Source organism: Falsiruegeria litorea R37 (genome assembly GCF_900172225.1).
GTDB classification, from domain to species: Bacteria; Pseudomonadota; Alphaproteobacteria; order Rhodobacterales; family Rhodobacteraceae; genus Falsiruegeria; species Falsiruegeria litorea.
The window spans coordinates 473,078-496,861 of sequence record NZ_FWFO01000002.1; the positions used below are offsets into that span (position 1 = coordinate 473,078).

Below are 23,784 nucleotides of genomic sequence, written 5' to 3' on the forward strand. Positions count from 1 at the left end.
GCAAGCCAACCCTGCGCCTCATGTTGGATATGCGCCCAGTTGGATATGTGATCGGGCTCTTGGTTGCCATTCTGGGCGCGACCATGATGCTGCCGATGCTGGCCGACCTCGTCGAGGGGCGGGGCGAATGGCATGTGTTCCTGCAAAGTGGGGTGATCACGGTCCTGATCGGCGGTCTGATTGCGTTGAGCTGCTCGAATGGCCTGCGTGAGGGGCTGACCATTCAGCAGACGTTTTTGCTGACCACTGGTGTTTGGGTGGCGCTGCCGATCTTTGGTGCGATCCCTTTTATGTTCGGCGAAACCGAGTTGCGGTTTGTCGATGCGTTTTTCGAATCCATGTCGGGGCTGACCACGACCGGATCCACCGTGATCTCGGGGCTGGATGACTTGCCGCGCGGGCTGCTCTTGTGGCGTGGGTTGCTGCAGTGGCTGGGGGGCATCGGTATCATTGTTGTCGCGATGGTGTTTCTGCCCGAATTGCGCGTGGGGGGGATGCAGATCTTCCGCTCTGAAGGGTTTGATACCTTTGGCAAGATCTTACCGCGCGCAACCGAGATTTCGTCGCGGATTTCCGTGATCTATATCACGCTGACGATGACCTGTGCGCTGGCTTATGCGGCGTCTGGCATGGGGGCCTTTGACGCCTCGGTCCATGCGATGACCACTGTGGCGACGGGTGGGTTTGCCAACTACGACGCCTCGTTCGGAGCCTTCTCGGGTGCGGCGGAATATGTCGCGGTGATCTTCATGTTGCTGGCGGCCCTGCCGTTTGTGCGGTTTGTGCAGATGACAGCAGGCAGTGCGAGACCCTTGCTCGAGGACACGCAGATCCGTGCCTTTCTGGCCACTGCTCTGGTTCTGGTGTTGGTGCTGACGGCCTGGAACGTGTTCTACACCGGCGCGGCTGGAGAGGCTGCGGTGCGCAAAACCCTGTTCAACACCGTGTCTCTGATGACCGGCACGGGATACGCCAGCGAAGACTACATGGCCTGGGGCGGGTTTCCGGTGACGCTGTTGTTCTTTGTCGGGTTGATCGGTGGCTGCGCGGGCTCGACCGCTTGTTCGATCAAGATCTTCCGGTATCAATTGCTCTTTGCTTCGATCAAGGCGCAGTTGCAGCGTATTCGCACGCCGCATGGGGTGTTCACTCCGCGCTATGCCGGGCGTCCCGTCGGGCCAGATGTCTTGAGTTCGGTCATGAGCTTTTTCGTCTTTTTCATTGTCACCATGGGGGCGGTGGCCTGGATGCTGGGACTGACGGGACTGGACCTGACGACGTCCGTGTCTGGGGCCGCGGCAGCCCTGGCCAACATCGGGCCAGGCTTGGGCCATGAGATCGGACCGGCCGGGAACTTTAGCGGGCTCAACGATACCTCGAAGTGGATATTGGTCGCTGCGATGCTGATCGGGCGGCTGGAACTGTTGGCGGTATACGCCATCCTCACCGTGCAATTCTGGAGAGCATGATGAAAAGACCGTTGGGTGCGCAGATTTCCCACATGTTGAAAGATCGCGGGGTAGACGTGATCTTTGGCATTCCGGGGGTGCACAATCAGGAAATGTACCGCGGCATCGAAGAGGCCGGGATCATCCATGTTCTGGCGCGCCACGAGCAGGGGGCAGGGTTCATGGCCGATGGCTATGCCCGGGCCAGTGGCAAGCCTGGCGTGGCCTATGTCATCACGGGGCCGGGGCTGTGCAACATCATGACGCCGATGGGGCAGGCATACTCGGATTCCGTGTCGATGCTTGTCTTGTCGTCCTGCCTGGATGAAACGGCGGCCCGCAAGGGGCAGCTGCACCAGATGAAGGACCAGGAGGGCGCGGCGGCCACCGTCTGCGATTGGTCTCATACGGCCCATACCGCGCAGGCGGCATACGGGCTGATCGAGCGTGCGTTTGAAGAATTCGAGACACAGCGCCCGCGACCCAAGCACATCCAGGTGCCGATTGCACAGCTTGAGGCTGACGCCGAGCCCGCACCGTTCCCGAACCAGCCCGCCCTGACACTCAAGGCCAAAGAGCCGGATATCGGGTCGGTACTCTCTCTGTTGAACATCTCTCAGCGACCCCTGTTCATTCTGGGCGGCGGGGCCAAATCCAACCTCTGGCGGCAAGTGCTGACGCAGATCGGTGCGGCATGCCTGACCACCTATGCCGGGCGCGGCATGGTGAGGGCGGGCTATGCGCTGGATTACGGGGCGGGCTTGGCGCGTCCCGGCAGTGCGGATGTGATTGCCTCTGCCGATCTGGTTGTGGCTGTTGGCACCGAACTGGCCGAGGTCGATCTGTGGCGCGCGGATCTGGGGCACACGGCAAATCTGGTCCGGGTCGACATCGACCCCAGCGTTCTGGCCGATCCGCAGCGGGCTGCGATCAAGCTGCAGATGGACGCCGAGAGCTTTGCTTATGCCCTGTGGGAGGCGACCGAGGCGGCGTCTCCCAAAACGGGTTGGAGCGCTGAGGAGGTCGCTGCAACCCGCGCGCGATGGCATGCCGAAACAGATGCTGAACGTCCTGGGATCATTCCGGTCGCAGACGCGCTGCGCGATGCCATGCCCACGGATACGATGATCTTCTCGGACATGACGCAGTTTGCCTATGTGGCAAAAGAGGTCTGGGAAATGCACCGCCCCTATCATTGGCACCACCCCTATGGGTTCGGCACGCTTGGCTATGCTTTGCCCGCAGGTATCGGTGGGGCCGTGGCGCGACCGGGGCAACCGACGGCAGTGATCATCGGGGACTATGGCCTGCACTACACGCTGCCTGAATTGGGCGTTGCGGTGGAATTGGGTCTGCCGCTGCCGATCATCCTGTGGGACAACGGCAAACTGAAAGAGATCGAAGACAGCATGACCCGCGCTCAGATCGCGCCAAATGCCGTGATCGCCCGCAATCCGGACTTCTGCAAGCTGGCCGAGGCCTTTGGGGCGCATGCCGTGGCGCCCAAGGAGCTGACGCAGATGCAGGCTGCGGTGCAGGCCGCTTTTGCCGCCGATGGCCCGACGTTGATCTACCTGACACCTGACATTCTGTGATGACCTGCGCGGCCTGACGGCCTTGCGTCCTGCGGACGGCGGGGGGCGAAACACTCAGGGGCGCGGCAAAGCCGCGCCCCTGAGTGTTTCGCCGGACAAGAGCTGATGATCCGCAAGGGGCACCGGAGCTTGGCGAGAGCGCTGTCCGGTTCCCGCACTTTGGTGTTTCAGTTCCAGCAGCTCACCAGAACCGTCATGCCATTGGCACGGCGGGACAGTTCGTTTGGTGACACGCCGTGCGTTTCACTTGCGTCGGCCGAGCGCAGGCCAGCGGCTTGCAGCACGTCCCGCAAGGCCTGAGCATCAGCGGCAAAGCTGACGCCGCGTGGCAGTTGCTGACCAGATTGCGCCGCAGGCAACAGCATGCCCACTACCGAGCCAGCCGGATCGAACACGGGGCCACCCGCGTCGCCGGATTGGGCAGAAAGTTCAAGCCGTGAAAGCTCGGTCTCACCGCGCAGGCCCTTGACGTCCGACAGTTTGCCAAAGGTCAGGGTCGGCGCGCCCAGAACGCCCTCAAAGCTGTAACCCGCGACTGTCACATCCGATTGCAGGCGGGGCTGCTCAAGGCTCAGCTGTGCCACTTCCATAGGGGCCAGGGATTGCTGAGGACGCAGAACCGCAACACCCAAACCCGCATCCGCGCTGATCAGATCGGCGGTGTAGTCATTGTCCAGCGTGATCCGCGTGCAGCCATCCACCGCTTCGGAAACGGTCATGACCGTGCCTTTGCCATCCACAAAGAACCCCGAGCGAGAGACCCGGGGGCGGCGCACCTGCAGGCCGGACACAAGGTCGATGGATTGCGCAGCATCCGCCCCGGCGCCTGGGTCCAATACGCCATCGGTGCGCGCAAAGCTGGCCTTCATGGCGGCCAGCACGCGGGTCCGGCGAGCCTCATCGCCTTCGGGCCAAATCAGGGTGAAGCCCTTGATTTCACCATTCTTCAACGCGGCCTCAGTGTAGGAAACCATGCCATTGCCGCGCCCTTCCAGGGTGAAGTTGTCCTTTTTGCGTTCGCGCGGCCCCTCAAGTGGCACGATCTCCAGCGTCTGCATGATGTCGTAGAGACCAAAGAGCGTCGCCTGATCGCCGGGCTGGCTGATCAGCAGCACGCGCGCGCCCAGATCCGCAGCACTGTCGAAATGCACAAACGGCGGCTCGTAGCGTGAGAACCGGACCACATCCAACGGCAGGTCCATGTCGATCCCGGCCGAACGGTCCGAATGTGGTCTCATACCGGTGCTGATCAGCGGCTCGTTATATTGATCCATCAGAACCTTGCGCTGCGCCGTGGTCAGGATGCCGGTCTGCTCAAAGCCATTGAATAGCTGCCATTCGCCCATCGACCGACGGGTGCCAGAGCCAAAGGCGCCGTCAATAGCGGCGCTATAGAACCCTGCCGCTTGCAGGGCGACCTGCAGGTCCTTGCGTTCCTGCGCCGACAACAGCCGTTCGCTGCGTCGGGCTTCGGCAGGGGTTTCATCAGATGGTTCGGGCTGTGCAACGGGTTCGGCAACTTGTGTTTGGTCGCTGTCCAGAGCAGGGGCCGCAACCACGCCGCGGTTCAAAACATTGGCGCCCACGGGCCAGTATTGCTGTCCCAAGGCTTGGGATTGCGCGATAAAGCTGTCGCGGGGGATCTGACGCTCGTTGCGGTAGACACGCAGAACACGCTCGGCGTCGTCTGCGGTATAGGGGCCCAGCACGATGCCGTACCAGCTACCTCCCAAAGAGAACCCGTTCACGTCCGGCAGGGCGTCGGCGTAGATCCGAGCGCGCTGTTGCGCGACGTTCAGACTGGGGTGGGCTTCGATCTGGACCCAGACCACGTCACCCCCGGCTTGTTGGGCCTGAGCGGAGTTCAGGGAAAATAGGATCGCGAAAATGAACGCGGTGAAGACTCTTATCATCGTTGGGTCTCTTGCCTTTGAAATCGGTATTCTGGACGCAGCATAATCGGGTTTGTAGGGCAAACGCTATGCCTATGCGGGGCCTGCGAGGGGGAATGACAAAGGTGTGTCGATAACACGACAGGGCTGCAACAAGTGGCGTTGACCCTTTGGGGTGGGCGGCATAGGAAAGGGCCGAAGTGAAAACCCCATGCGCTTGCACGCGCGCTGGAAGGGAATGCCATGACCGATCAGACCAACGCCCCGCGTTCGTTCCAGGAGATCATCCTGCGGCTTCAGACCTATTGGGCCTCGAAGGGATGTGCCATCCTGCAGCCTTACGACATGGAAGTGGGCGCCGGTACATTTCACCCGGCCACAACCCTGCGCGCGCTCGGGTCCAAGGCCTGGGCGGCCGCTTATGTGCAGCCCTCGCGCCGCCCGACAGATGGGCGTTATGGTGAGAACCCGAACCGGTTGCAGCACTACTATCAGTATCAGGTGCTGATCAAACCCAGCCCGCCGGATCTGCAAGAGCTGTATCTGGGCTCGCTTCAGGCGATCGGCATCGACATGGAACTGCACGACATCCGCTTTGTCGAGGATGACTGGGAAAGCCCGACCCTGGGCGCCTGGGGCCTGGGATGGGAAGTCTGGTGTGACGGGATGGAAGTCAGCCAGTTCACCTATTTCCAGCAGGTTGGCGGACACGACTGCACGCCCGTGTCTGGCGAGCTGACCTATGGGCTTGAGCGACTGGCGATGTATGTCCTGGGCATCGATCACGTGATGGACATGCCGTTCAACGACCCGCAATCGCCAAGCCCGCTGAAATACGGGGACATCTTCAAGCAGACCGAAGAGGAATACGCGCGCTGGAACTTTGACGTGGCCAACACCGAGGTCCTGCTGCGCCATTTCGAAGAGGCCGAAGCCGAATGTGCCGCGATCCTGGCGCAAGAGCATGACGATCCCAAGACCGGCAAGCGCATCATCATGGCGCATCCCGCCTACGATCAGTGCATCAAGGCAAGCCACATCTTCAACCTGCTGGATGCGCGCGGCGTGATCTCGGTCACCGAACGTCAGGCCTATATCGGGCGTGTACGTGCGCTGGCCAAACAGTGTGCCGATGCCTTTGTGCAGACCGAGGCGGGGGGCTACGCGGCCTGATGGGCCGCGTGATGCTGTTATCCAGCCAACCCGGGCAGCACCGCTTTCAACCCTTCGGCAATCATGCCGATGGCGATGGCGGCCAGAATCATGCCCATCAGGCGGCTCATGATAACGCGCGCGGTGCCCGACAGGTGTTTGGCCAGAGTCGGCGCGTTCCAAAAAGTCAGGGCCAACAGCGCCACCATTCCGGCAAAAACGCCAGCGTATGCAATCGCGTGGGCCGCGTCCGTCACTTGATGCGAATAGACGATCAGCGTCGTGATGGTGCCGGGGCCAACCAGAATGGGAAAGGTCAACGGGTAAAAGGCAACAGTTTCGGGGGCCGGGTAGTCGGCCTTTTCGGCGTCTGTCCCGTGATGCGCGCTGCTTTCATTGCCGCTGAGCATGTTGAGAGCCAGAAGAAGAACCACCAGGCCACCGGCCACGCGGAAGTCATCGACGCTGATGCCAAACAGATGCAGCACCTGACTGCCTGCCACAGCAAAGCAACCGCCCAGGATCAAACAGTAGAGCGCGGTCTTGATCGCGATCTTGCGTTGATCCGCGACCGAGGCCTCGGCCGTGACACTCAGAAAGATCGGCAGGTTGCTGATCGGGTTCATGATGGCAAAAAGGGCGCCAAAGAATGTGATGGCAAATCCGGTATCCATGCCGTGTCGTACCTCGTGTATCTGAATTGCGGATACCCTGTCGCATTCCCTGAACGTATGAAAGGGGCGTATCCCTTTATGAAGGAGATTTAATCCATGGCGGGCAAACTGCTGGTAATCGCTTTGTTGCTGTCGACCGCAATTGCGGGGGGCGCGCTCTATTATCTCCAGATCTATGGGTTCTACTATACCGTTGATGCACAGCCGGGGCAGGACGTGCAGTTGATGGAACAGGACACCAATGCGCCGCAGCCGATTGCCTATACCGGGTTCACGGCGATTGACGCCGACAGCTCACCCATTCGCTACCGCGCCTGTTTCACGACCGACCTGTCGCTGGAAGATCTGTCTGCGGCATATGTCGAATCCGACAAGACAGAGCCGCGCGTGGCACCCGATTGGTTCGATTGTTTCGATGCGCAGACCATTGGCACAGCGATCAGCGAAGGGCGCGCGCGCACCTATCTGGCGGCCAAGAACATCCATTTTGGCGTCGACCGGATCGTTGCGGTGATGGACGACGGCAAGGGCTATGTCTGGCACGAATTCAACGACTGCGGCGAAAAGGCGTATGACGGCACCGTCGTGGGCGAGACGTGCCCGGAACGACCCACCAACTGATCCACAATCAGGAGGCCGCTCATGGCCGAAGCATATGTGATACCGGATTTCGTAACTGCAACGCTTGGGTTTGCAGTCTATCTGCTTGGGGCCGAGATCAACGGTCGGGTCGCGGTGCTGAGGCAGTTCAACATCCCCGAGCCGGTGACCGGGGGGCTGCTGGCCTCGCTGGTGGTGTTGGGTCTCTATCTGGGGTTTGATCTGGAATTCGCGTTCGAGATGGCGACGCGGGATTTCCTGTTGGTGTTGTTCTTTGCAGGCATCGGCCTGAACGCACGGCTGTCGGATCTGATCGCGGGGGGCAAGCCGCTGATGCTGCTGCTCATCCTGACTGTGGCGACCATCCTGATCCAGAACGTCATCGGCGCGGTGGGGGCATCCCTCTTTGGCTACCCGTGGAAAGCCGGTGTTCTCTTCGGCTCGGCCTCGCTGATTGGCGGGCATGGCACCGCCATCGCCTGGGCGCCCGAGGTGGCCACTGCAACCGGTTTGGTCGGTGCGACTGAATTGGGCGTGGCTGTTGCGACCCTGGGCCTCGTGCTGGCCGCACTTGTGGGCGGACCGGTGGCGAAATACCTGATCGAGACGCACAACCTGACTCCAAGCCGCCCCGACGAAGGCCCCACGATTGGCGTTCCAAATGCCAACGAACAAGGTCAAAGCAAAATTGACCACGTTTCGGTCATGCGTGTCCTGCTGTTTCTGAACATCGCGATCATCCTGGGCTATGCGCTGTCCGAGGCAATCAGTGCCGCTGGCTTGAAGCTGCCGCTCTTTGTGCCGTGCCTGATCATGGCCATCGTGATCGCCAATCTGCGCAGCGCGTTTCGGCCCGATGCCAAACCGATTTCGCGCACGCCTGCGCTGGCGATGATCTCGGAATTCGCGCTTGGCGCGTTTCTGGCGATCTCGCTGATGACGCTGCAACTGTGGACCATTGCCGAACTTGGCGCCGTGATCGCCGTGGTGATGATGGCGCAGACCACATTCACCGTGGCCTTTGTCATCTTCGTCCTCTTTCCCATCATGGGCCGCGGCTATCGCGCCGCCGTGCTGGCCGCGGGTTTCGGGGGCTTCGCCTTGGGCGCCACCCCCACCGCAATTGCAAATATGACCGCCGTGACCAAGCGATATGGCCCGTCGCCTATTGCCTTTATCGTGCTCCCCCTTGTATCCGCTTTCTTCGTGGATATCGCCAATGCCATCGTCATCCAGACGATTGTGAACTTCTAAGGACCGACCATGCCCGACCTGCTGATCGAACTGTTTTCCGAGGAAATCCCCGCGCGCATGCAGACCCGCGCTGGTGAGGATCTGAAAAAGCGCATCACCGATGGTTTGGTCGAGGCGGGTTTGACCTACGCCGGTGCCGCGGTGCTGACCACGCCGCGCCGTCTGACACTGACGGTGCAGGGGCTGCTGGCGGAAAGCCCCACAGTGCGCGAAGAGCGCAAAGGCCCAAAGGTGGGCGCCCCCGACAAGGCGATCGAGGGCTTCCTGCGCGGCGCGGGTGTCACCCGCGACCAACTCGAAGAGCGCGACACGCCTAAAGGGGCGGTGTATTTTGCCACCATCGAAAAAGCCGGTCGCCCGGCGGCCGAGATCATTGCCGAGGTGCTGAACAGCACCATCCGCAACTTCCCCTGGCCCAAATCCATGCGGTGGGGCAGTGGGGCGATGCGGTGGGTGCGCCCGCTGCATTCGATCCTGTGCATCCTCAGCGATGAGACGGGCACCGAAGTGGTGCCGCTTGAGGTCGAAGGGATCACATCCGGCGACACAACCGAGGGCCACCGCTTCATGGCACCCGGTCGCTTTGCCGTGAGTTCGTTCGAGGATTACGAGACCAAGCTGAAACGCGCCTTTGTGGTGCTGAACCCGTCCGAGCGCGCCGAACACATCTGGAATGATGCCACCAATCAGGCGTTCGCCGCAGGGCTGGAAGTGGTCGATGACAAGGGTCTGCTGGCCGAGGTTGCCGGTCTGGTCGAATGGCCTGTCGTGCTGATGGGCAAGATCGACGATGACTTTCTGGAGCTTCCTCCGGAAGTGCTGCAAACCTCGATGAAAGAGCACCAGAAGTTCTTCTCAGTCAAGAACCCCAAAACGGGCCGGATTGAGCGTTTCATCACCGTGGCCAACCGCGAAACCACCGACAACGGCGCGACCATTCTGGCGGGCAACCAAAAGGTGCTGTCGGCTCGTCTGGCCGATGCCAAGTTCTTTTGGGAGAACGACCTGCGCGTCGCCAAATCGGACATGAGCACCTGGACCGGGTCGCTGGAAAACGTGACCTTCCACAACAAGCTGGGCAGCCAGGGCGACCGCATCCGTCGCATCGCGGCCTTGGCGCGCGCCTTGGCGCCTGTCACCGGCGCAGACGCGGAGCAGGCCGAGAAAGCCGCGAAGCTGGCCAAGGCCGACCTGAGCTCGGAAATGGTCTATGAATTCCCCGAACTGCAGGGCCTGATGGGCCGCTATTACATCGAGGCCGCAGGCGAAGACACCGCCGTGGCTGCCGTGGCTGAAGAGCATTACTCGCCGCTTGGCCCCTCAGACGATGTACCAACCGCACCGCTGTCGGTTACCGTGGCGCTGGCCGACAAGCTGGACACGCTGACCGGCTTCTGGGCGATTGACGAAAAACCCACCGGCTCGAAAGACCCCTTTGCCCTGCGCCGTGCGGCCTTGGGTGTTGTTCGGTTGGTGTTAGAGAATGATTTGCGCTTCAAAATTGATCGAGAGGAGATTGAAGCTCACGCATCCAAGGCCTTAAAATCTGAAGATTTGTCTTTGGCGGTTGCACATAAGAAAGAAGCGGTTGAGTTGCAGTCAGAAATAGCGGCGAGTGACGCTCAAGAATTTCAAGGCACCGCAGCCGGTGCTAACAAGGAATTTCTGCGTTTAAAGATGGAAGACTCTCAGGCGGATTTAAGAATACTCCGAAAAGAGTTGGAGGCCGCTGAAGGCAAGCTCCAATCGGTGTATTCGATTGTTGAGGCCGTGCCGTATGACCTCCTCTCCTTCTTCCACGACCGCCTCAAGGTCTTCCTCCGTGACGAGGGCATTCGCCACGACATCATCGACGCCTGCATCGCGATGGAAGGCAATGATGACCTCAACCTGCTGGTCAAACGTGCCCGTGCCCTGAACGCCGTGATCGCGACCGAGGATGGTGAAAACCTGGTGCAGGGCTTTAAGCGTGCCAACAACATCCTGACCCAAGCCGAGGACAAGGATGGCGTTGAATACTCTTATGGCGCGGACCTGAAATTTGCCGAGACGGACAGCGAAAAGGCGCTCTTTGCAGCGCTGGCCGAGGCCGAAAAACAGATCGCCCCGGCGCTGGAGGCCGAGGATTTTCCAACCGCCATGTCGGCAATGGCCGCGCTGCGAGTGCCTGTTGATGCCTTCTTTGAGGAAGTGCAGGTTAACACCGACAACGATGTTCTGCGCCGCAACCGTCTGAACCTGCTCAGCCAGATCCGCACCATCTGTTCCAGCGTTGCGGACCTGACAAGGGTTGAGGGCTGAGGTAACGGGGCCTCTTTCTAGCCCGGCACCGCCGGGCAGCGCCCGACCCTCTCCGTCGCACCTTTGGTGCGCCAGATAATGAAACGCACGCCATAGGCGTGAGGGGGAGGACGCTTTCAGCACCCACCCAGAGCCGGGCGCTGCCCTCATTGCTGTGTTCCACCCCTTGCGCCACGCCAAAACCCTCTTATGCTGCGGTGAAACCAAAAGGTGCCGCAGTGCAGAATAATCCCAACACCACCCTCATTACGGCCTCTGCCCCCGTGGCGGCCACAACTCATGGCGGGCGGGCGAAATGTTTGCAGCGTCTTGTGCGGTTGGAGCTGCCAGTGCCACGCACCGTGGCCCTGTCGTTCGGTGCTGTGCATGACATTGCCGAGGGGCAGATGCCGGATATCGCGGCCATCGTCGAACAATTCGACGAGACCGATCTTTTGTGTGTGCGGCCCAGTTCCGAAGACCCCGATTGGGGGGGGCCGGGGGCGATCCTGAACATCGGTATGAATGATGCCCGTTATGTCGAGCTGTCCGACAGCTTGGGGGCCGAGGCCGCCGCGGCGCTTTATCTGCGGTTCGTGCAAAACTATGCCGTGCATGTCGCGCGCCTGGACCCGGATGTGTTCGAAGATGTGGCAGATGACGGCCCGCAGGGCCTGAGCGAAGTGCTGCACGCCTATGAGGCCGAAACGGACGAGCAATTTCCGCAAGACCCCGGCGAGCAGCTCTCGGAAGTGTTGAAGTCGATGGCCCGCGCCTGGGAGGGCACCACCGCCCGCCTGCTGCGTCAGGCCAAGGGGGCGCCAGCGGATGCGGGGCTGGGCCTTGTGGTGCAGCAGATGATCCCGGGTGTGGGGCAGGGAGAGTGCGGTTCGGGCGTGCTTCAATTGATCAACAGATCAACGGGTATGCCGCAGATCACCGGTCGATACCTGAGCCAAAGTCAGGGACGTGATGCGCTTGGGGCAGGGTCCGGGGCGCTCTATCTGGAAAAGGACGCACGCGGACCATCGCTGGAAGAGCTGGCGCCCGAGGCGTTTGAAGAGCTCAAGACGCATGCCGCTTTGATGCGTGCCAAATTGCGCGAAGAGATGCAGGTCGAGTTTGTGATCGAAAGCGGTCACGCCCATATTCTGGACGGTGTCCGGGTGCCGCGCAGCGCACGCGCGTCGGTGCGGATTGCTGTGCGCCTGGCCGAAGATGGCATCATCCCGCAGGAAGAGGCCGTCATGCGGATCGAGCCGCATTCACTGAATGAGCTTCTGCACCGGCAGGTTGACCCCGAGGCAGAGCGGGATGTGCTGACCACCGGTATCGCCGCCAGCCCTGGTGCTGCCACCGGCAAGATCGTCTTTACCGCTGCCGAGGCGCAGGCGAGTGCGGCGCGGTCGGAACCTTGCATTCTGGTGCGTCGCGAGACCTCTCCCGAAGATGTGCGGGGCATGCACGCGGCGGTGGCTGTGCTGACCGAAAAGGGCGGGATGACCAGCCACGCGGCGGTGATCGGTCGCGGTATGGGGCTGCCGTGCATCGTCGGGGCGTCGGACATGACGTTCCAGACCAAGAAGAAAACGCTGACCGCCCCGGATGGGCGCGTGTTCAAGACCGGCGATACGCTGACCATTGACGGCAGCTCGGGTCAGGTGCTGGCGGGACAGCCCGCCATGCTTGAGGCGGCGCTGGATGAGTGTTTTCAGACGTTGATGGGCTGGGCGGATCAGGCCCGCGATATCGGCATTCGGGCCAACGCGGACACGCCCGCAGATGCGCAGACCGCGCGGAATTTTGACGCGCAGGGGATTGGGCTGTGTCGGACCGAGCACATGTTCTTTGATCCCGGTCGCCTGACAGTGATGCGCGAGATGATCTTTGCAGATGAGCCCTCGGGCCGTGCGGCGGCGTTGGAACGGCTGCTGCCGATGCAGCGCGAGGATTTCACCCAGCTGTTTCGCATCATGCAGGGCAAACCGGTCTGCATTCGTCTGTTCGACCCGCCTTTGCACGAATTCCTGCCCACCACCCGAACCGGTCAGCGCGAGCTGGCCGAGGCGCTGGACATCCCCGTCAGCGACGTGACCCGCCGGGTCGAGGCTATGACTGAATACAACCCCATGTTGGGGCTGCGCGGCGTTCGTCTGGGTGTGACGGTGCCGGAAATTTATGACATGCAGGCCCGGGCAATTTTTGAGGCCACGATCGACGCCAGCCGCGACGGCGCCCCGGTCGTTCCCGAAGTGATGATCCCTCTGGTCAGTGCCAAGCGCGAGGTCGAACTGGTCAAGGTTCGCATTGATGCGGTGGCCGCCGCCGTGGCGCAGGAACGCGGCCAGGATTTTGACTATCGCCTGGGGGTGATGGTCGAAACGCCGCGTGCATGTCTGCGCGCGGACGAGATCGCGCCAAACACCGCCTTCCTCAGCTTTGGCACCAACGACCTGACCCAGATGACCTACGGTCTGTCACGCGACGATGCGGGGCGGTTCATGTCGGCCTATGTTCAGCAGGGGGTCTTTAACGAAGACCCGTTCCATGTGCTGGACACGGACGGGGTCGGAGAGCTGTTGCAGTTGGGGGCGGCCCGTGCACGTGAGGCGCAGCCGGATCTGACCCTTTCGGTCTGTGGTGAACACGGCGGCAACCCCGAATCAATCGCCTTTTGCCGAGCTGCGGGCTTTGATTATGTGTCGTGCTCGCCGTTTCGGGTGCCAGTAGCGCGTCTTGCCGCCGCTCAGTTGGCCATCGCCCATAAACTGGGAGAGAGCACCCGTTAAACCCACTATATCTTGTGTTTCAATACGTTAACGTCGGTGTGCGAGTAGGCGTGTTTTGACGCATTTCTACTTGCATTTTTCGAAAAACTGGACCTTTGCCACAACCTGCGCTAAATGCCTGCCTGCGCCGTCGGGGGAGGGTCTGGCGCGCGAGTGCCGTTTGGGGTTTTTGAGATGAAACGTTTCTTTGTGGCTGCAGCCGTAATCTTGGCTGCATTGGGGTCGAAATCGGCCATCGCAGATACTGGACTGAACATGGTAATCGAACGCGAGCAGGCATCCCTGAACGCGCAGCCCGGTTCGCGTTTCCGCCAATACCTCAAGTCATTCCGCCCAAAGCCCAAACCGGTCGAGGTGACCTATTCGCGCGCTTGGCTGGACGAACAGCCCAAGCCCGAAGGCGACGAAAACTTCCGTTGCCTGTCCGAGGCTCTGTACTTCGAAGCCCGTGGTGAGACCGTCAAAGGTCAGTTTGCGGTCGCTGAAGTGATCATGAACCGGGTCAAGAGTGGCCGTTTTCCGAACACCTTGTGTGGTGTGATCCGTCAAGGCACCGGCAAGAAATACCAGTGCCAGTTCACCTACACCTGTGATGGTCGCAAGGAAGTCATAGCCGAAAAACAGGCTTTCGAACGTGTGTCCAAAGTTGCGCGTACCATCATCGACGGGGTGTCCCACGAGTTGACCAATGGCGCGACCCACTATCACACCACAGCTGTGCGCCCCAGCTGGTCGCGGGTCTACAAGCGCACGGCCAAGATCGGCGTGCACATCTTCTACCGCCATAACTATCGGACAGCTTCGAGCAACTGATACGTGTTGGGTCTGAGGGGTGATTTTTCACCCCGGATGATGCGGTGCGACGCATTCGGCCGCTGGTATGGCGTTTGCGACTCTGTTATGGGCGCGTCAGCCGCGTATGATGGTATCTCACTATCCTGCTTCTGGAAGGCACCCGAATGAGCTCTGAAGTCCGTCTTGCATTTGCGCATCCATCGGAGCGCTCTGAAGCCACTGCACCGCGGGGTCCGCTGGATCGCATCTCGCTGCGCGATCACACCGTCGAAGTTGAAATCGGCGCCTTTCAGGCCGAGCGCGGCACCACGCAGCGTATCTGTTTCAACGTGGTGGTTGAGGTCCAACCGCTGACGGGCCCCATCGACGATGATGTTGATCGCATCCTGTCCTATGACCGCGTGACCGAAGCCATCGCGCATGAGCTGTCCGAGGAACGCCTGAACCTGCTTGAGACATTGGCTGAACGTGTGGCCGAACGCATCCTGCTCGAGCCACAAGCCGTGCGGGCCTTTGTCCGCATCGAAAAGCTGGACCGTGGACCGGGGGCGTTGGGTGTCGAGATCGTGCGCGGCAAGGACACGCTGCAGCATGAGGTCGCCGAGGAAGAGCGCCCGCATCCTCGTTTGGCTTATCTGTCGAATACGGCCATTGCTTCGGACAATCTGAGCGGCTGGATCGACCAGTTGGAAACCCGCGAACGCCCGTTGGTCATCTGCGTCGGTGCGCCGGATTTGCCCGCGCCGCAGACCGGACACGCGATGACGCAACGCCGGATCGACTTGCTGGCGATTGAGCAGAACGCCTGGAGCCTGGCCGCCCGCGATCACCGTTGCGTTGTTGTCTCGACCCGGACCGAATTGGACTGGGGCATAAAGAACGGGCAGATCTGTGTCTGGGCGCCCTCCAAGATCGTGCTGGACGCGGTTGATGGACCTTCGGCGGCGCCTTCGGAAGCGGTGGCTTTGGCGGCTTGGTTCGCCGCGACATTCGAGGCAGGCGAGATGCTGGTGATCGGGGCCGAACTGCCTGACGATGCCAGCGTGCCGCTGTGCGCGGTTTCGGTCGAGCAATCGAGCCTGTGACCCTTTGCTATCGCCCTTTGCCGCAGTCAGGACAGGTGCGACCGGCGGATGCCGTGTCGCTTGTCGGCTCAGAGCAGTGGTTCACCCATGCCGAAGTGTTGGAGCGTGGCCGGACACCCGAGATGGTTCCGGCGCAAGAGCTGCCACAGGACGTCGCCGCGCGCCTGACCGCCCCGCGTGAGGCTCTGGCAGGTTTGGACATGAACCTGCCGCACATCATGGGCATTCTGAACACCACGCCTGACAGTTTCTCGGATGGAGGTCTGCATGCCGGGGTCAAAGCGGCAGTTCAAGGCGCGCGCGACATGGTTGCAGCGGGGGCTACGATCTTGGACGTTGGGGGCGAATCCACGCGGCCAGGCGCGGCTTTTGTGCCCCATGACGAGGAAATCGCCCGCACCGCGCCGGTGATTGCTGCAATCCGGGCCGAGACACAGACCGCGATCTCCATCGACACACGCAAAGCACCTGTGGCGCAGGCTGCGGTTTCGGCGGGCGCCACTGTCGTCAATGATGTATCTGGTTTCACTTTCGACCCTGAACTTGCTCCGCTTTGCGCCGATTTGGCGGTGCCGGTCTGTGTGATGCATGCACAGGGCGACCCGGCGACGATGCAGGACGATCCGCAGTACGATGATGTCGTGCTGGACGTCTATCAGTTCCTTGAGGATCAGGTCGCGCGGCTCGAAAAGTTTGGGCTGCGGCGCAGTCAGATCATCGTCGATCCCGGCATCGGGTTCGGTAAGACCATGGATCACAACTTGGCGCTTCTCAGAAACCTGTCGGTGTTTCACGGGATCGGATGCCCGGTTCTGCTCGGGGCCTCGCGCAAGCGCTTCATTGGCGCCATCGGACAAGAGCCGCAGGCGCATGCCCGTGCACCTGGTTCCATCGCTGTGGCGCTGGCTGCGGCGGCGCAATCTGTTCAGATCCTGCGGGTTCATGATGTGGCAGAGACTGCACAGGCTCTGCGACTTTGGCAGGCGGTTCGTTAGCGCCGGAACAGGCGTGTGAGCGCGCCATATTGGCTGAGACCTACGCCCCCCAGGATCAAAAGAAGCGCCCAGATCAGTGACGGGGGCAGGGGTTCGCTGAGGACCAGCCACCCCATGATTACCGACCAGATCGGCACTTGATAATTGGTCAGGCTCATGAAGGTCGGACCGGCGCTGAGCACCACCATGATCCGCAGCAAAAAGGCCCCTGCTGTCGGGATCAGCCCAAGGATAGCCAGCGCCCAAAACGTGGGCGCATCAACTGCAGGGGGCAGACCTTCGAACGTCAGGGCGACGGCCAGGACAGGTGCCAATCCGATCAGCAGCGTGACGGCGGTCAGGCCAACTGGATCGGCCGGGGGCAGCTTGCGCAACATGACCGAGCTTACAGCATAACAGGCAGCCGCCGACAAACAGGCCAAACGACCCCAAATCTCGGCCTCGTTGCCGCTGCTTTCAAACGCTTGGCCGCCAATCAGCACAACGACCCCGGCAAAACCCACGACAAAGCCAAGCGCCTTACGCCAGCTGAGCTGCTCGCCAGGTACCAGGAAATGCGCAAGCGGCAGCACCATCAAAGCAACCGAAGCCATCGAGACGCCGGTGAAGCCGCTGGTGACAAATTGCTGTCCCCAGCTGATGAGCAGAAAGGGCACGGCAGTCGACAATGCTCCGGTGACGATCAGAAGAACCCAAGTGCCTGGGCTGACCGGCGCGGAAAACAGCCGTGCGCCCTTGGCGAGCCAGAACAGACCGACCAGGGCCGAGGCAAATACGATCCGGGCAGAGGCGAGCCAGAAAGGCGTGATGCCGCGCAGGGCGATTTCGATCACCAGAAAAGTGGAGCCCCAGATGACGCCCAGGGCCACCACCATGATCCAGTCGCGGCGGGAAATGTCAGGAGAATTGCTCATCTCGCGACCTGACCCTGAACCGTTGGTGGGGTCAAGCGTTAGAACTGCCAGCGTGTCAGAAAGAGGAGGGGGCACTCCCGCCCGTCGGAGACGCCCCTTACGGGGCGCCACCTCCCGTTGGGCCAGGCCTCGCTACGCTCGGCGGTTGGCACGTGCTGCCTCTGTCGAGATCAACAGGACAAAGGTCGCTCGTACGTTGGCGATTCAGGCTGAGCAGAGGCCACGGACGGGCCCGCGCCGAGCCGCTAGGCGAGGCGCCCGGCCCAAGGCCGTTAGCGGGGCTGACGCAGTCAGGTCTGCTCGGGCGCGGGAGCCTCCCCTTCGGCTCTTCATATGCAAGCGTCGCGCACCATTTTTTGAAACTCGGCCAGCATGACCTCTCCCCCTAAGCCTTCGGCCAGGGCGGCGACCGAGTAATCCGGCGAGCGCAGGGACCGCTGCATCTTTTCGCAGACCCAGACGTCCTCGGTCTGGAAATCGCCTGTCTCCAGCGGATGATCCGTCCAGTTTTTGGATTCGATCATTCCGGTCTCGGGGTCATACCCCGGCGTCCCCTTGAGCGGTTCCTTGTAGCTCCACCAGCTTTTGGGCGACCAGGTGCGCGAGCGCATGATCGTGGTGTCGCCATCCACCGGTTCCAGCGTGGAAATGGTCAGCGACCAGGGTGAGGGGACAATCATAGTTGTCGGAAACATCATGTAGACGCCACCATAGCCGGGATCGCCCGCGCCCTTGATCTTGGCCATCCCAGCCCCGCGCGTCTGCTGTTCGACAAAGACCGGGATGCGGTTCTTGATCCCGTCGCGCTCGGTCGAATACCAGACCATGTGCTCGCCATGCAGGTCCCAGACGTTCACACCAACCTTGGGCCCACCCAGCGTGTTTTCATGCAGATAGGCCAAATGATACCCGTCGATGGCATTCTCGAAGAATACCTTCCAATTGCACTTGAGCTTATAGACGAATTCTTCGCTGGCCTGCAGTTTAGGGTCGGTGATGTCATGCGGAAACGGGGCTGCATCCAGCGGCGCGATCCAATCGGCAAAACTGGCCTTGGGATCCGGATTGACAAAGATCATCCCCTTCCACCGCCCGATCGAGGCGTCATGCAGGTTCAGCGACTTGCGATCCAGGTCGGGGAAGCACTCGGACCGGTCCGGCACGCCGCGTAACTGCCCGTCCAATCCAAAGGTCCAGCGGTGATAGGGGCAGACCAGCGTCTTGCCTGCATTTCCGCGCCCTTCCAGCAGTTCGGTCCCCCGGTGGCGGCAGATGTTCTTGAACGCGTTCAAGTTGCCTTCGGCATCCTGAACCACGGCAATGGGCTGCACGCCGATACGGGCCGTGACATAATCGCCGGTGTCTTTGAAATCGCTCTCATAGGCCACAAGCTGCCAGGTTTTGGTGAACAGGGTCTCCTGTTCCCGCTGAAACCACTCGGGCGAATAATAAGCGTCCTTAGGCAGAATTTGCGCTGGCATGGGGGGTCCTTTCCTTGCTGGCATTCAATTAGCTGTCGCATGAGACAGTTTAAAGGGGCGCCTGCAAGAAATCTTGCCCCGTTCTAGCATCTAGACAGGTCTCAACGTCCTTGAAACATGTATGAGGCTCTGTTCGCCTTGTGATAATTCACCTGTTCTTGGGACATGTTCGACGGTGGCTCACACCCGGACAGCACGAAGCCCAATACTCCAACAATCAATGCGCGTAGCGGTGTCATGATCTATTTGTCCGTGTGAACAGGTCAAAGGCTCAAATTTATCGTCTATTGGGTCAGTGTAGCGTCATCCAAAGGGCAAGCCAATTCTTACATCGTTTGGACAGCGCGAGACCACGAAAACAAAAAAGGGCGAAGCATCTCTGCTCCGCCCTCGAACGTGAAAAAGATCTGAAAGATCAGTTCTTTTCTTTGTCGACCATTTTGCCGGCCGAAATCCAGGGCATCATGCCGCGCAGCTTTTCGCCAGTGGCTTCGATCTGGTGCTCGTCGTTGTGGCGACGCGCGGCTTTGATGGTCGGCTGACCGACGGCGTTTTCCAACATGAAGTCACGAACGAATTTACCGGTCTGAATGTCGGTCAAAACGTCTTTCATACGCGCTTTGGTTTCGTCGTAGTTCAGGATGCGCGGGCCGGTGACGTACTGGCCGTACTCGGCGGTGTTCGAGATCGAGTAATCCATGTTTGCGATGCCGCCTTCATAGATCAGGTCCACGATCAGCTTCACTTCGTGCAGACACTCGAAATAAGCCATCTCGGGCGCATAGCCCGCTTCGACCAGGGTCTCGAAACCGCAGCGGATCAGCTCAACCAGACCACCGCACAGAACGGCCTGCTCGCCGAACAGGTCAGTTTCGCATTCTTCGCGGAAGTTGGTCTCGATGATGCCCGAGCGGCCGCCACCGATGGCCGAGCAATACGACAGGCCGATTTCCAGCGCCTTGCCCGATGCGTCGCGGTCAACCGCCACCAGGCAGGGCACGCCGCCGCCTTTGGTGTATTCGCCGCGCACGGTGTGGCCTGGGCCTTTGGGGGCCATCATGATGACGTCGACGCCTTCTTTGGGCTCGATCAGGCCAAAGTGCACGTTCAGACCGTGAGCAAAGGCAATTGCAGAGCCCGGCTTGATGTTGTCGTGAACATATTTCTTGTAAGTCTCTGCCTGCAGCTCGTCGGGCATGGTGAACATGATCACGTCACACCAGGCTGCCGCTTCGGCGATACCCATGACTTCCAGACCTTCGGCTTCGGCTTTCTTGGCCGATGCAGAGCCTTCGCGCAGAGCAACAACAAGGTTCTTTGCGCCCGAGTCGCGCAGGTTCAGCGCATGCGCGTGACCTTGCGAGCCGTAGCCCAGGATGGCCACTTTTTTGTCTTTGATCAGGTTAATGTCGCAATCGCGATCGTAGTAAACGCGCATGTCAGCGGTCCTTTGCAGAATTGAACTGAGGCTGTTCTATCCGGGCGTTGCCGGATTGGCGAGAGGGTTGGGGTTGAGGATTTGTGGGAATTGTGAAGAATAATTCGTCAACAACGTGAATCTTGAGAAAATCATGCTTGATGATATCGATCGCCGTATCTTGCGGCACTTTCAGGCCGACCCAAGCCTGAGCACGGCTGACTTGGCGGACCTGTGCCGTATCACCTCCGGTGTCTGCTGGCGGAGGATCGAAAAAATGCAAGCGACCGGGATTATCCAGGGCCAGGAGGCGGTGATCGACTGGGCCATCTTGGGCTATGCGGTCGAGGTGTCCTTGCGCGTGACATTGGACAAGACGCAGGCGCGCGCTTTTGACGAATTCACGGCAGCGGCGCGCCAGGTGGCCGAGGTGATCGAGATTCAGACTTTCCTGGGGCGGGTCGATGTGCGCCTTTCGGTGATCGCACGAGACATGGCGCATTATCAGCAGCTCTACCGTGATCGTATCCTGACCCTGCCACATATCGCCGATATCGAGGCCTTGATGCACATCGCGCGCGTCAAAAGTGCCGAGGGGCTGCCGTTGTGATCGAACTGGACGACATGGACCGCAACATTCTGAGGGCGCTGGTGCAGGACGCGAGCCTGAGCGCAGGCGCTTTGGGGCGTCGGTTCGGCTTGTCCCAGCCTGCCACATGGCGGCGAATCAAGCGGTTGGAGCAGGCTGGTGTGATCAAAGGGCGACGGCTCCGGCTCAATGCCGAGGCGCTCGGGTTTGGGGTGACGGTGTTTCTGGGTGTCAAACTGGCACGAAAGGGACAGGTGAGCCTGGAGGATTTCGAACGCGCCGTCAGCGCCATCCCCGAGGTGCAGACGGTCGAGCACGTGCTTGGGCTCTATGACTACCGCTTGCGCGTGGTTGCGCGGGACCTTTCGGATTTCGAGCGTGTTCTGCGCCGCCGGATCATGACCTTGCCGGGGGCAGGGGACGTCGAGGCCAATGTCCTTCTCAGCGAAGAGCGACGGCCAGGACCAATCGGCTGACCCTGATTTCAGGCGCGCCCGCAGGCGAGGGCGCAGCCCGAGCCTGCCGGGCCCAACGGGAGGAGATGTCCCGGAAGGGAGATCGACGACGGGCGGGAGTGCCCCCCCGGGACCCTGGTGCTGTCTTCAATACTGGGTGCGGAACCGATAGCCGGGGTGGTGGGTCATGCGGACATAGGTGACCGGTTTCCCCTGCAACCAGGTGGTGCGCTCCAGTTGGATCACCGGTGTTCCGACGGCTGTCGACAGAAATTCGGACAGCTTGGCATCCGTTGCCACCGCCGAAAAGGTGATTTCCGCATCGGTAAACGGGACCGCGTTCAGCAGCCACTCGTTGGGTCCCACTGTTGTCAGATCCGCATATTCGATGTCGGGTACCGTCGCTATGTTGATCCACCGTTCTTCGAATTGAAACGGTCGGTTGTCGGCGTAGTGCATGCACAGCAGATGCAGAACTCGCGTCCCGGGTGCCAGCCCCAATTGCGAGGACAGCCAGGCCGGCGCCTCGGATAACGACCGTTCAACCAGCGCATAGCGGTACACGGCGTTCTGTTCTTCGACCGTTTGCCGCACGACCGCGATTTCAATCTTGGCGTGTTTTGTCGGGGCGGTCTTGACCCGCGTCCCGCTTTTGCGCCGCCGCTCGACAAATCCCTGATCCGCCAATTCCCGAAGCGCCCGGTTCACCGTGGCGCGGGCACAACCGAATTCCTCGGCCAGTTCGGTTTCGGTCGGGAGCAAAGCCCCTTGGGGCCAGATCCGCGCCTCGATCCGTCTTTTGACCTCGTCACGCACGGCGTGAAAGGTGGTTCGTTTCGGGGTCTGCAAAACTGAGCGACTCCTATTTCCTGAGTGAGTGCGTTTATCTGCCCAGATTCAACCAAAAGAGTAAAGGGAAGCTGACTCGGTTTAGCATCAAATGGCGTCAATGAGCGACCGAATGGCGAGAGTATATGACGAAACAATCTGTTCCCTCTCCAAGTGGCGCCCATTCTGGACCATATGTCGGCCCGCAGACCAGACGTCGGTGACCACGTTGTCGCTTGCGGCAAACACCAAAGCGTCCAGCAGTTGATCGCCCTCTACAGCGCACAGCGCCGTGTCCGCGCCATTCACCGCCACAAGATCGGCAAGGCTGCCGGTGCTGATGTGCCCGGCCTGCCGTCCCAGGGCCTGCGCCCCACCTTGAGCGGCGTCCAGGTAGATCGCGGCCCCGACAGAGCCTTCGCCCGGGATCATCACGTTGCGCTGTAAGTCCCGCAGGCGCTGCGAATACTCCAGCGTGCGCAGCTCTTCGGTAAGCGAGATCCGCACGTTGGAATCCGAGCCGACGCCATAGGCGCCACCCTCGGCCAGGAAGGTCGGGCCAATGAATGGACCATCGCCCAGATTTGCCTCGGTGATTGGGCACAGGCCCGCAACAGCACCCGAGCTGGCCATATTGCGGGTTTCCTCGTCGGTCATGTGGGTGGCGTGGATCAGGCACCATGAGGCGTCGACGGGGGCGTGCCCCAGCAGCCATTCAACCGGGCGGGCGCCCAGCCAATCCTGAATGTCGGCCACTTCCTTGGGTTGTTCCGAGATGTGGATGTGAACCGGGTTCTGATCCTGTAGTGACAAGGCCTCGGCCAGATCCGAGGGAGAGGTGGCGCGCAGCGAATGCGGCGCAATGCCCACGCGGGCATCGTGCGGCAGGTTGCGTGCGGCATGGGCGCGGGCTTGTGTCACCAGTTCGGCAAAACTGTCCACTGTATTGCCGAACCGCAGCTGGCCACCGCTCAGGGGCTGCGCCCCCGCACCACCATAGGTGTAGAGAACGGGCAAATGGGTCAGGCCGATGCCTGTGGCGTTGGCGGCAGCAAACACGCGGTCGCTCAGTTCCGTCATCGTGTCAAACCGCGCGCCGCCGGGCTGGTGGTGGACATAGTGGAATTCCCCGACCGAAGCATAGCCCGCCTCGAGCATCTCCATGAACACCAAGGCGGCGATGGCCTCGTACTGTTCGGGCGTGATGTGCTCCATGAAACGGTACATCAGCGTGCGCCAGGTCCAGAAGCTGTCTTTCCCGGCCGCGCGTACCTCGGTCATGCCCGCCATGGCGCGTTGGAACGAATGCGAATGCGAGTTCCCCAGCGAGGGCAGCAAAACGTCCACGCGCGTGTCATGGGCTTGCGGGGATCGGCCCGCTTCAATCGACGCAATCCGACCCTCTTCAACCGTCACAACAACGTCGCTTAGCCAGCCATCGGGGGTGCGGGCGCGGTTCGCGAAAATTCTCTGCATCGCTTCCTCATATGTATAGACATAAGATTTATAATCCCATACGTTTCGCCGCATCAAGAGAGAAG

Annotated in this window: 19 protein-coding genes; 12 read left to right on the forward strand and 7 right to left on the reverse strand. The window is 60.9% G+C overall.

Going from position 1 to position 23,784, the window contains the following annotated elements; all coding sequences use genetic code 11:
* Positions 1 to 20 precede the first annotated feature (20 nt).
* Together TRL7639_RS15965 and TRL7639_RS15970 are read left to right on the forward strand one after the other, a co-directional pair.
* Positions 21 to 1,469 carry a TrkH family potassium uptake protein gene (locus TRL7639_RS15965; protein WP_085796837.1) on the forward strand — a complete coding sequence of 483 codons (1,449 nt, stop codon included), beginning with the start codon at positions 21 to 23 and terminating at the stop codon, positions 1,467 to 1,469.
* A complete protein-coding gene (locus TRL7639_RS15970) occupies positions 1,469 to 3,043 on the forward strand; it encodes a thiamine pyrophosphate-binding protein (RefSeq protein ID WP_085796838.1) in 1,575 nt (524 codons plus the stop codon). Before TRL7639_RS15965 ends, TRL7639_RS15970 begins: the two co-directional genes overlap by 1 nt.
* Positions 3,044 to 3,210: 167 nt before the next feature.
* Here TRL7639_RS15970 and TRL7639_RS15975 read toward each other — a convergent pair whose 3' ends face one another.
* Entirely contained in the window at positions 3,211 to 4,956 is a 1,746-nt protein-coding gene (locus TRL7639_RS15975; RefSeq protein ID WP_085796839.1) for a serine protease, read from the reverse strand.
* A gap of 222 nt (positions 4,957 to 5,178) precedes the next feature.
* On the opposite strand from TRL7639_RS15975, the gene TRL7639_RS15980 reads away from it, so the two are divergent.
* Entirely contained in the window at positions 5,179 to 6,108 is a 930-nt protein-coding gene (locus TRL7639_RS15980; protein ID WP_085796840.1) for a glycine--tRNA ligase subunit alpha, read from the forward strand.
* A gap of 17 nt (positions 6,109 to 6,125) precedes the next feature.
* On the opposite strand, the gene TRL7639_RS15985 is transcribed toward TRL7639_RS15980, so the two are convergent.
* A complete protein-coding gene (locus TRL7639_RS15985; protein WP_085796841.1) occupies positions 6,126 to 6,761 on the reverse strand; it encodes a MarC family protein in 636 nt (211 codons plus the stop codon).
* A gap of 96 nt (positions 6,762 to 6,857) precedes the next feature.
* Between TRL7639_RS15985 and TRL7639_RS15990 the strand changes: the two genes are divergently transcribed.
* The 7 genes from TRL7639_RS15990 (at position 6,858) to folP (ending at position 16,559) form a co-directional block, all read left to right on the forward strand.
* Positions 6,858 to 7,382 (forward strand): DUF6446 family protein, encoded by a 525-nt coding sequence (locus tag TRL7639_RS15990; RefSeq protein ID WP_085796842.1) that lies wholly within the window; start codon positions 6,858 to 6,860, stop codon positions 7,380 to 7,382.
* Between the two features lie 21 nt (positions 7,383 to 7,403).
* On the forward strand, positions 7,404 to 8,615 hold the full coding sequence (gene gltS / locus TRL7639_RS15995) for a sodium/glutamate symporter (RefSeq protein ID WP_085796843.1): 1,212 nt from the start codon (positions 7,404 to 7,406) through the stop codon (positions 8,613 to 8,615).
* 9 nt (positions 8,616 to 8,624) lie between these two features.
* Positions 8,625 to 10,916, forward strand: a complete 2,292-nt coding sequence (gene glyS, locus TRL7639_RS16000; RefSeq protein ID WP_085796844.1) for a glycine--tRNA ligase subunit beta — start codon at positions 8,625 to 8,627, stop codon at positions 10,914 to 10,916.
* A gap of 197 nt (positions 10,917 to 11,113) precedes the next feature.
* Positions 11,114 to 13,684: a putative PEP-binding protein gene (locus TRL7639_RS16005; RefSeq protein WP_207559683.1), complete on the forward strand. Its 2,571-nt coding sequence runs from the start codon at positions 11,114 to 11,116 to the stop codon at positions 13,682 to 13,684.
* Between the two features lie 174 nt (positions 13,685 to 13,858).
* The gene (locus tag TRL7639_RS16010) at positions 13,859 to 14,497 is read left to right on the forward strand and encodes a cell wall hydrolase (RefSeq protein WP_085796941.1); all 639 of its coding nucleotides are present in this window, start codon (positions 13,859 to 13,861) and stop codon (positions 14,495 to 14,497) included.
* 146 nt (positions 14,498 to 14,643) lie between these two features.
* The gene (locus TRL7639_RS16015) at positions 14,644 to 15,564 is read left to right on the forward strand and encodes a dihydroneopterin aldolase (protein ID WP_085796846.1); all 921 of its coding nucleotides are present in this window, start codon (positions 14,644 to 14,646) and stop codon (positions 15,562 to 15,564) included.
* A complete protein-coding gene (gene folP / locus TRL7639_RS16020; RefSeq protein WP_085796847.1) occupies positions 15,561 to 16,559 on the forward strand; it encodes a dihydropteroate synthase in 999 nt (332 codons plus the stop codon). Before TRL7639_RS16015 ends, folP begins: the two co-directional genes overlap by 4 nt.
* Here the strand turns inward: folP and TRL7639_RS16025 are convergent.
* The 3 genes from TRL7639_RS16025 to ilvC all read right to left on the reverse strand — a co-directional run bounded on the left by TRL7639_RS16025 (position 16,556) and on the right by ilvC (position 20,392).
* Positions 16,556 to 17,473: a DMT family transporter gene (locus tag TRL7639_RS16025; protein ID WP_085796848.1), complete on the reverse strand. Its 918-nt coding sequence runs from the start codon at positions 17,471 to 17,473 to the stop codon at positions 16,556 to 16,558. The genes folP and TRL7639_RS16025 overlap by 4 nt on opposite strands.
* Positions 17,474 to 17,802: 329 nt before the next feature.
* On the reverse strand, positions 17,803 to 18,954 hold the full coding sequence (locus TRL7639_RS16030; RefSeq protein ID WP_235820410.1) for an aromatic ring-hydroxylating oxygenase subunit alpha: 1,152 nt from the start codon (positions 18,952 to 18,954) through the stop codon (positions 17,803 to 17,805).
* Between the two features lie 415 nt (positions 18,955 to 19,369).
* Positions 19,370 to 20,392, reverse strand: coding sequence for a ketol-acid reductoisomerase (ilvC, locus tag TRL7639_RS16035; protein WP_085796850.1), 1,023 nt, complete (start codon positions 20,390 to 20,392; stop codon positions 19,370 to 19,372).
* Between the two features lie 133 nt (positions 20,393 to 20,525).
* Here ilvC and TRL7639_RS16040 point away from each other — a divergent pair, with 133 nt between their 5' ends.
* On the forward strand, positions 20,526 to 20,981 hold the full coding sequence (locus TRL7639_RS16040) for an Lrp/AsnC family transcriptional regulator (protein WP_085796851.1): 456 nt from the start codon (positions 20,526 to 20,528) through the stop codon (positions 20,979 to 20,981).
* Complete coding sequence (locus TRL7639_RS16045; protein ID WP_085796852.1) at positions 20,978 to 21,436, forward strand: Lrp/AsnC family transcriptional regulator; 459 nt, start codon at positions 20,978 to 20,980, stop codon at positions 21,434 to 21,436. The genes TRL7639_RS16040 and TRL7639_RS16045 overlap by 4 nt, the downstream gene beginning before the upstream one ends.
* 126 nt (positions 21,437 to 21,562) lie before the next feature.
* On the opposite strand, the gene hutC is transcribed toward TRL7639_RS16045, so the two are convergent.
* A complete protein-coding gene (hutC, locus tag TRL7639_RS16050) occupies positions 21,563 to 22,264 on the reverse strand; it encodes a histidine utilization transcriptional repressor HutC (protein WP_207559684.1) in 702 nt (233 codons plus the stop codon).
* A gap of 87 nt (positions 22,265 to 22,351) precedes the next feature.
* Positions 22,352 to 23,719 carry a formimidoylglutamate deiminase gene (locus TRL7639_RS16055; protein ID WP_085796854.1) on the reverse strand — a complete coding sequence of 456 codons (1,368 nt, stop codon included), beginning with the start codon at positions 23,717 to 23,719 and terminating at the stop codon, positions 22,352 to 22,354.
* Positions 23,720 to 23,784: the final 65 nt, after the last annotated feature.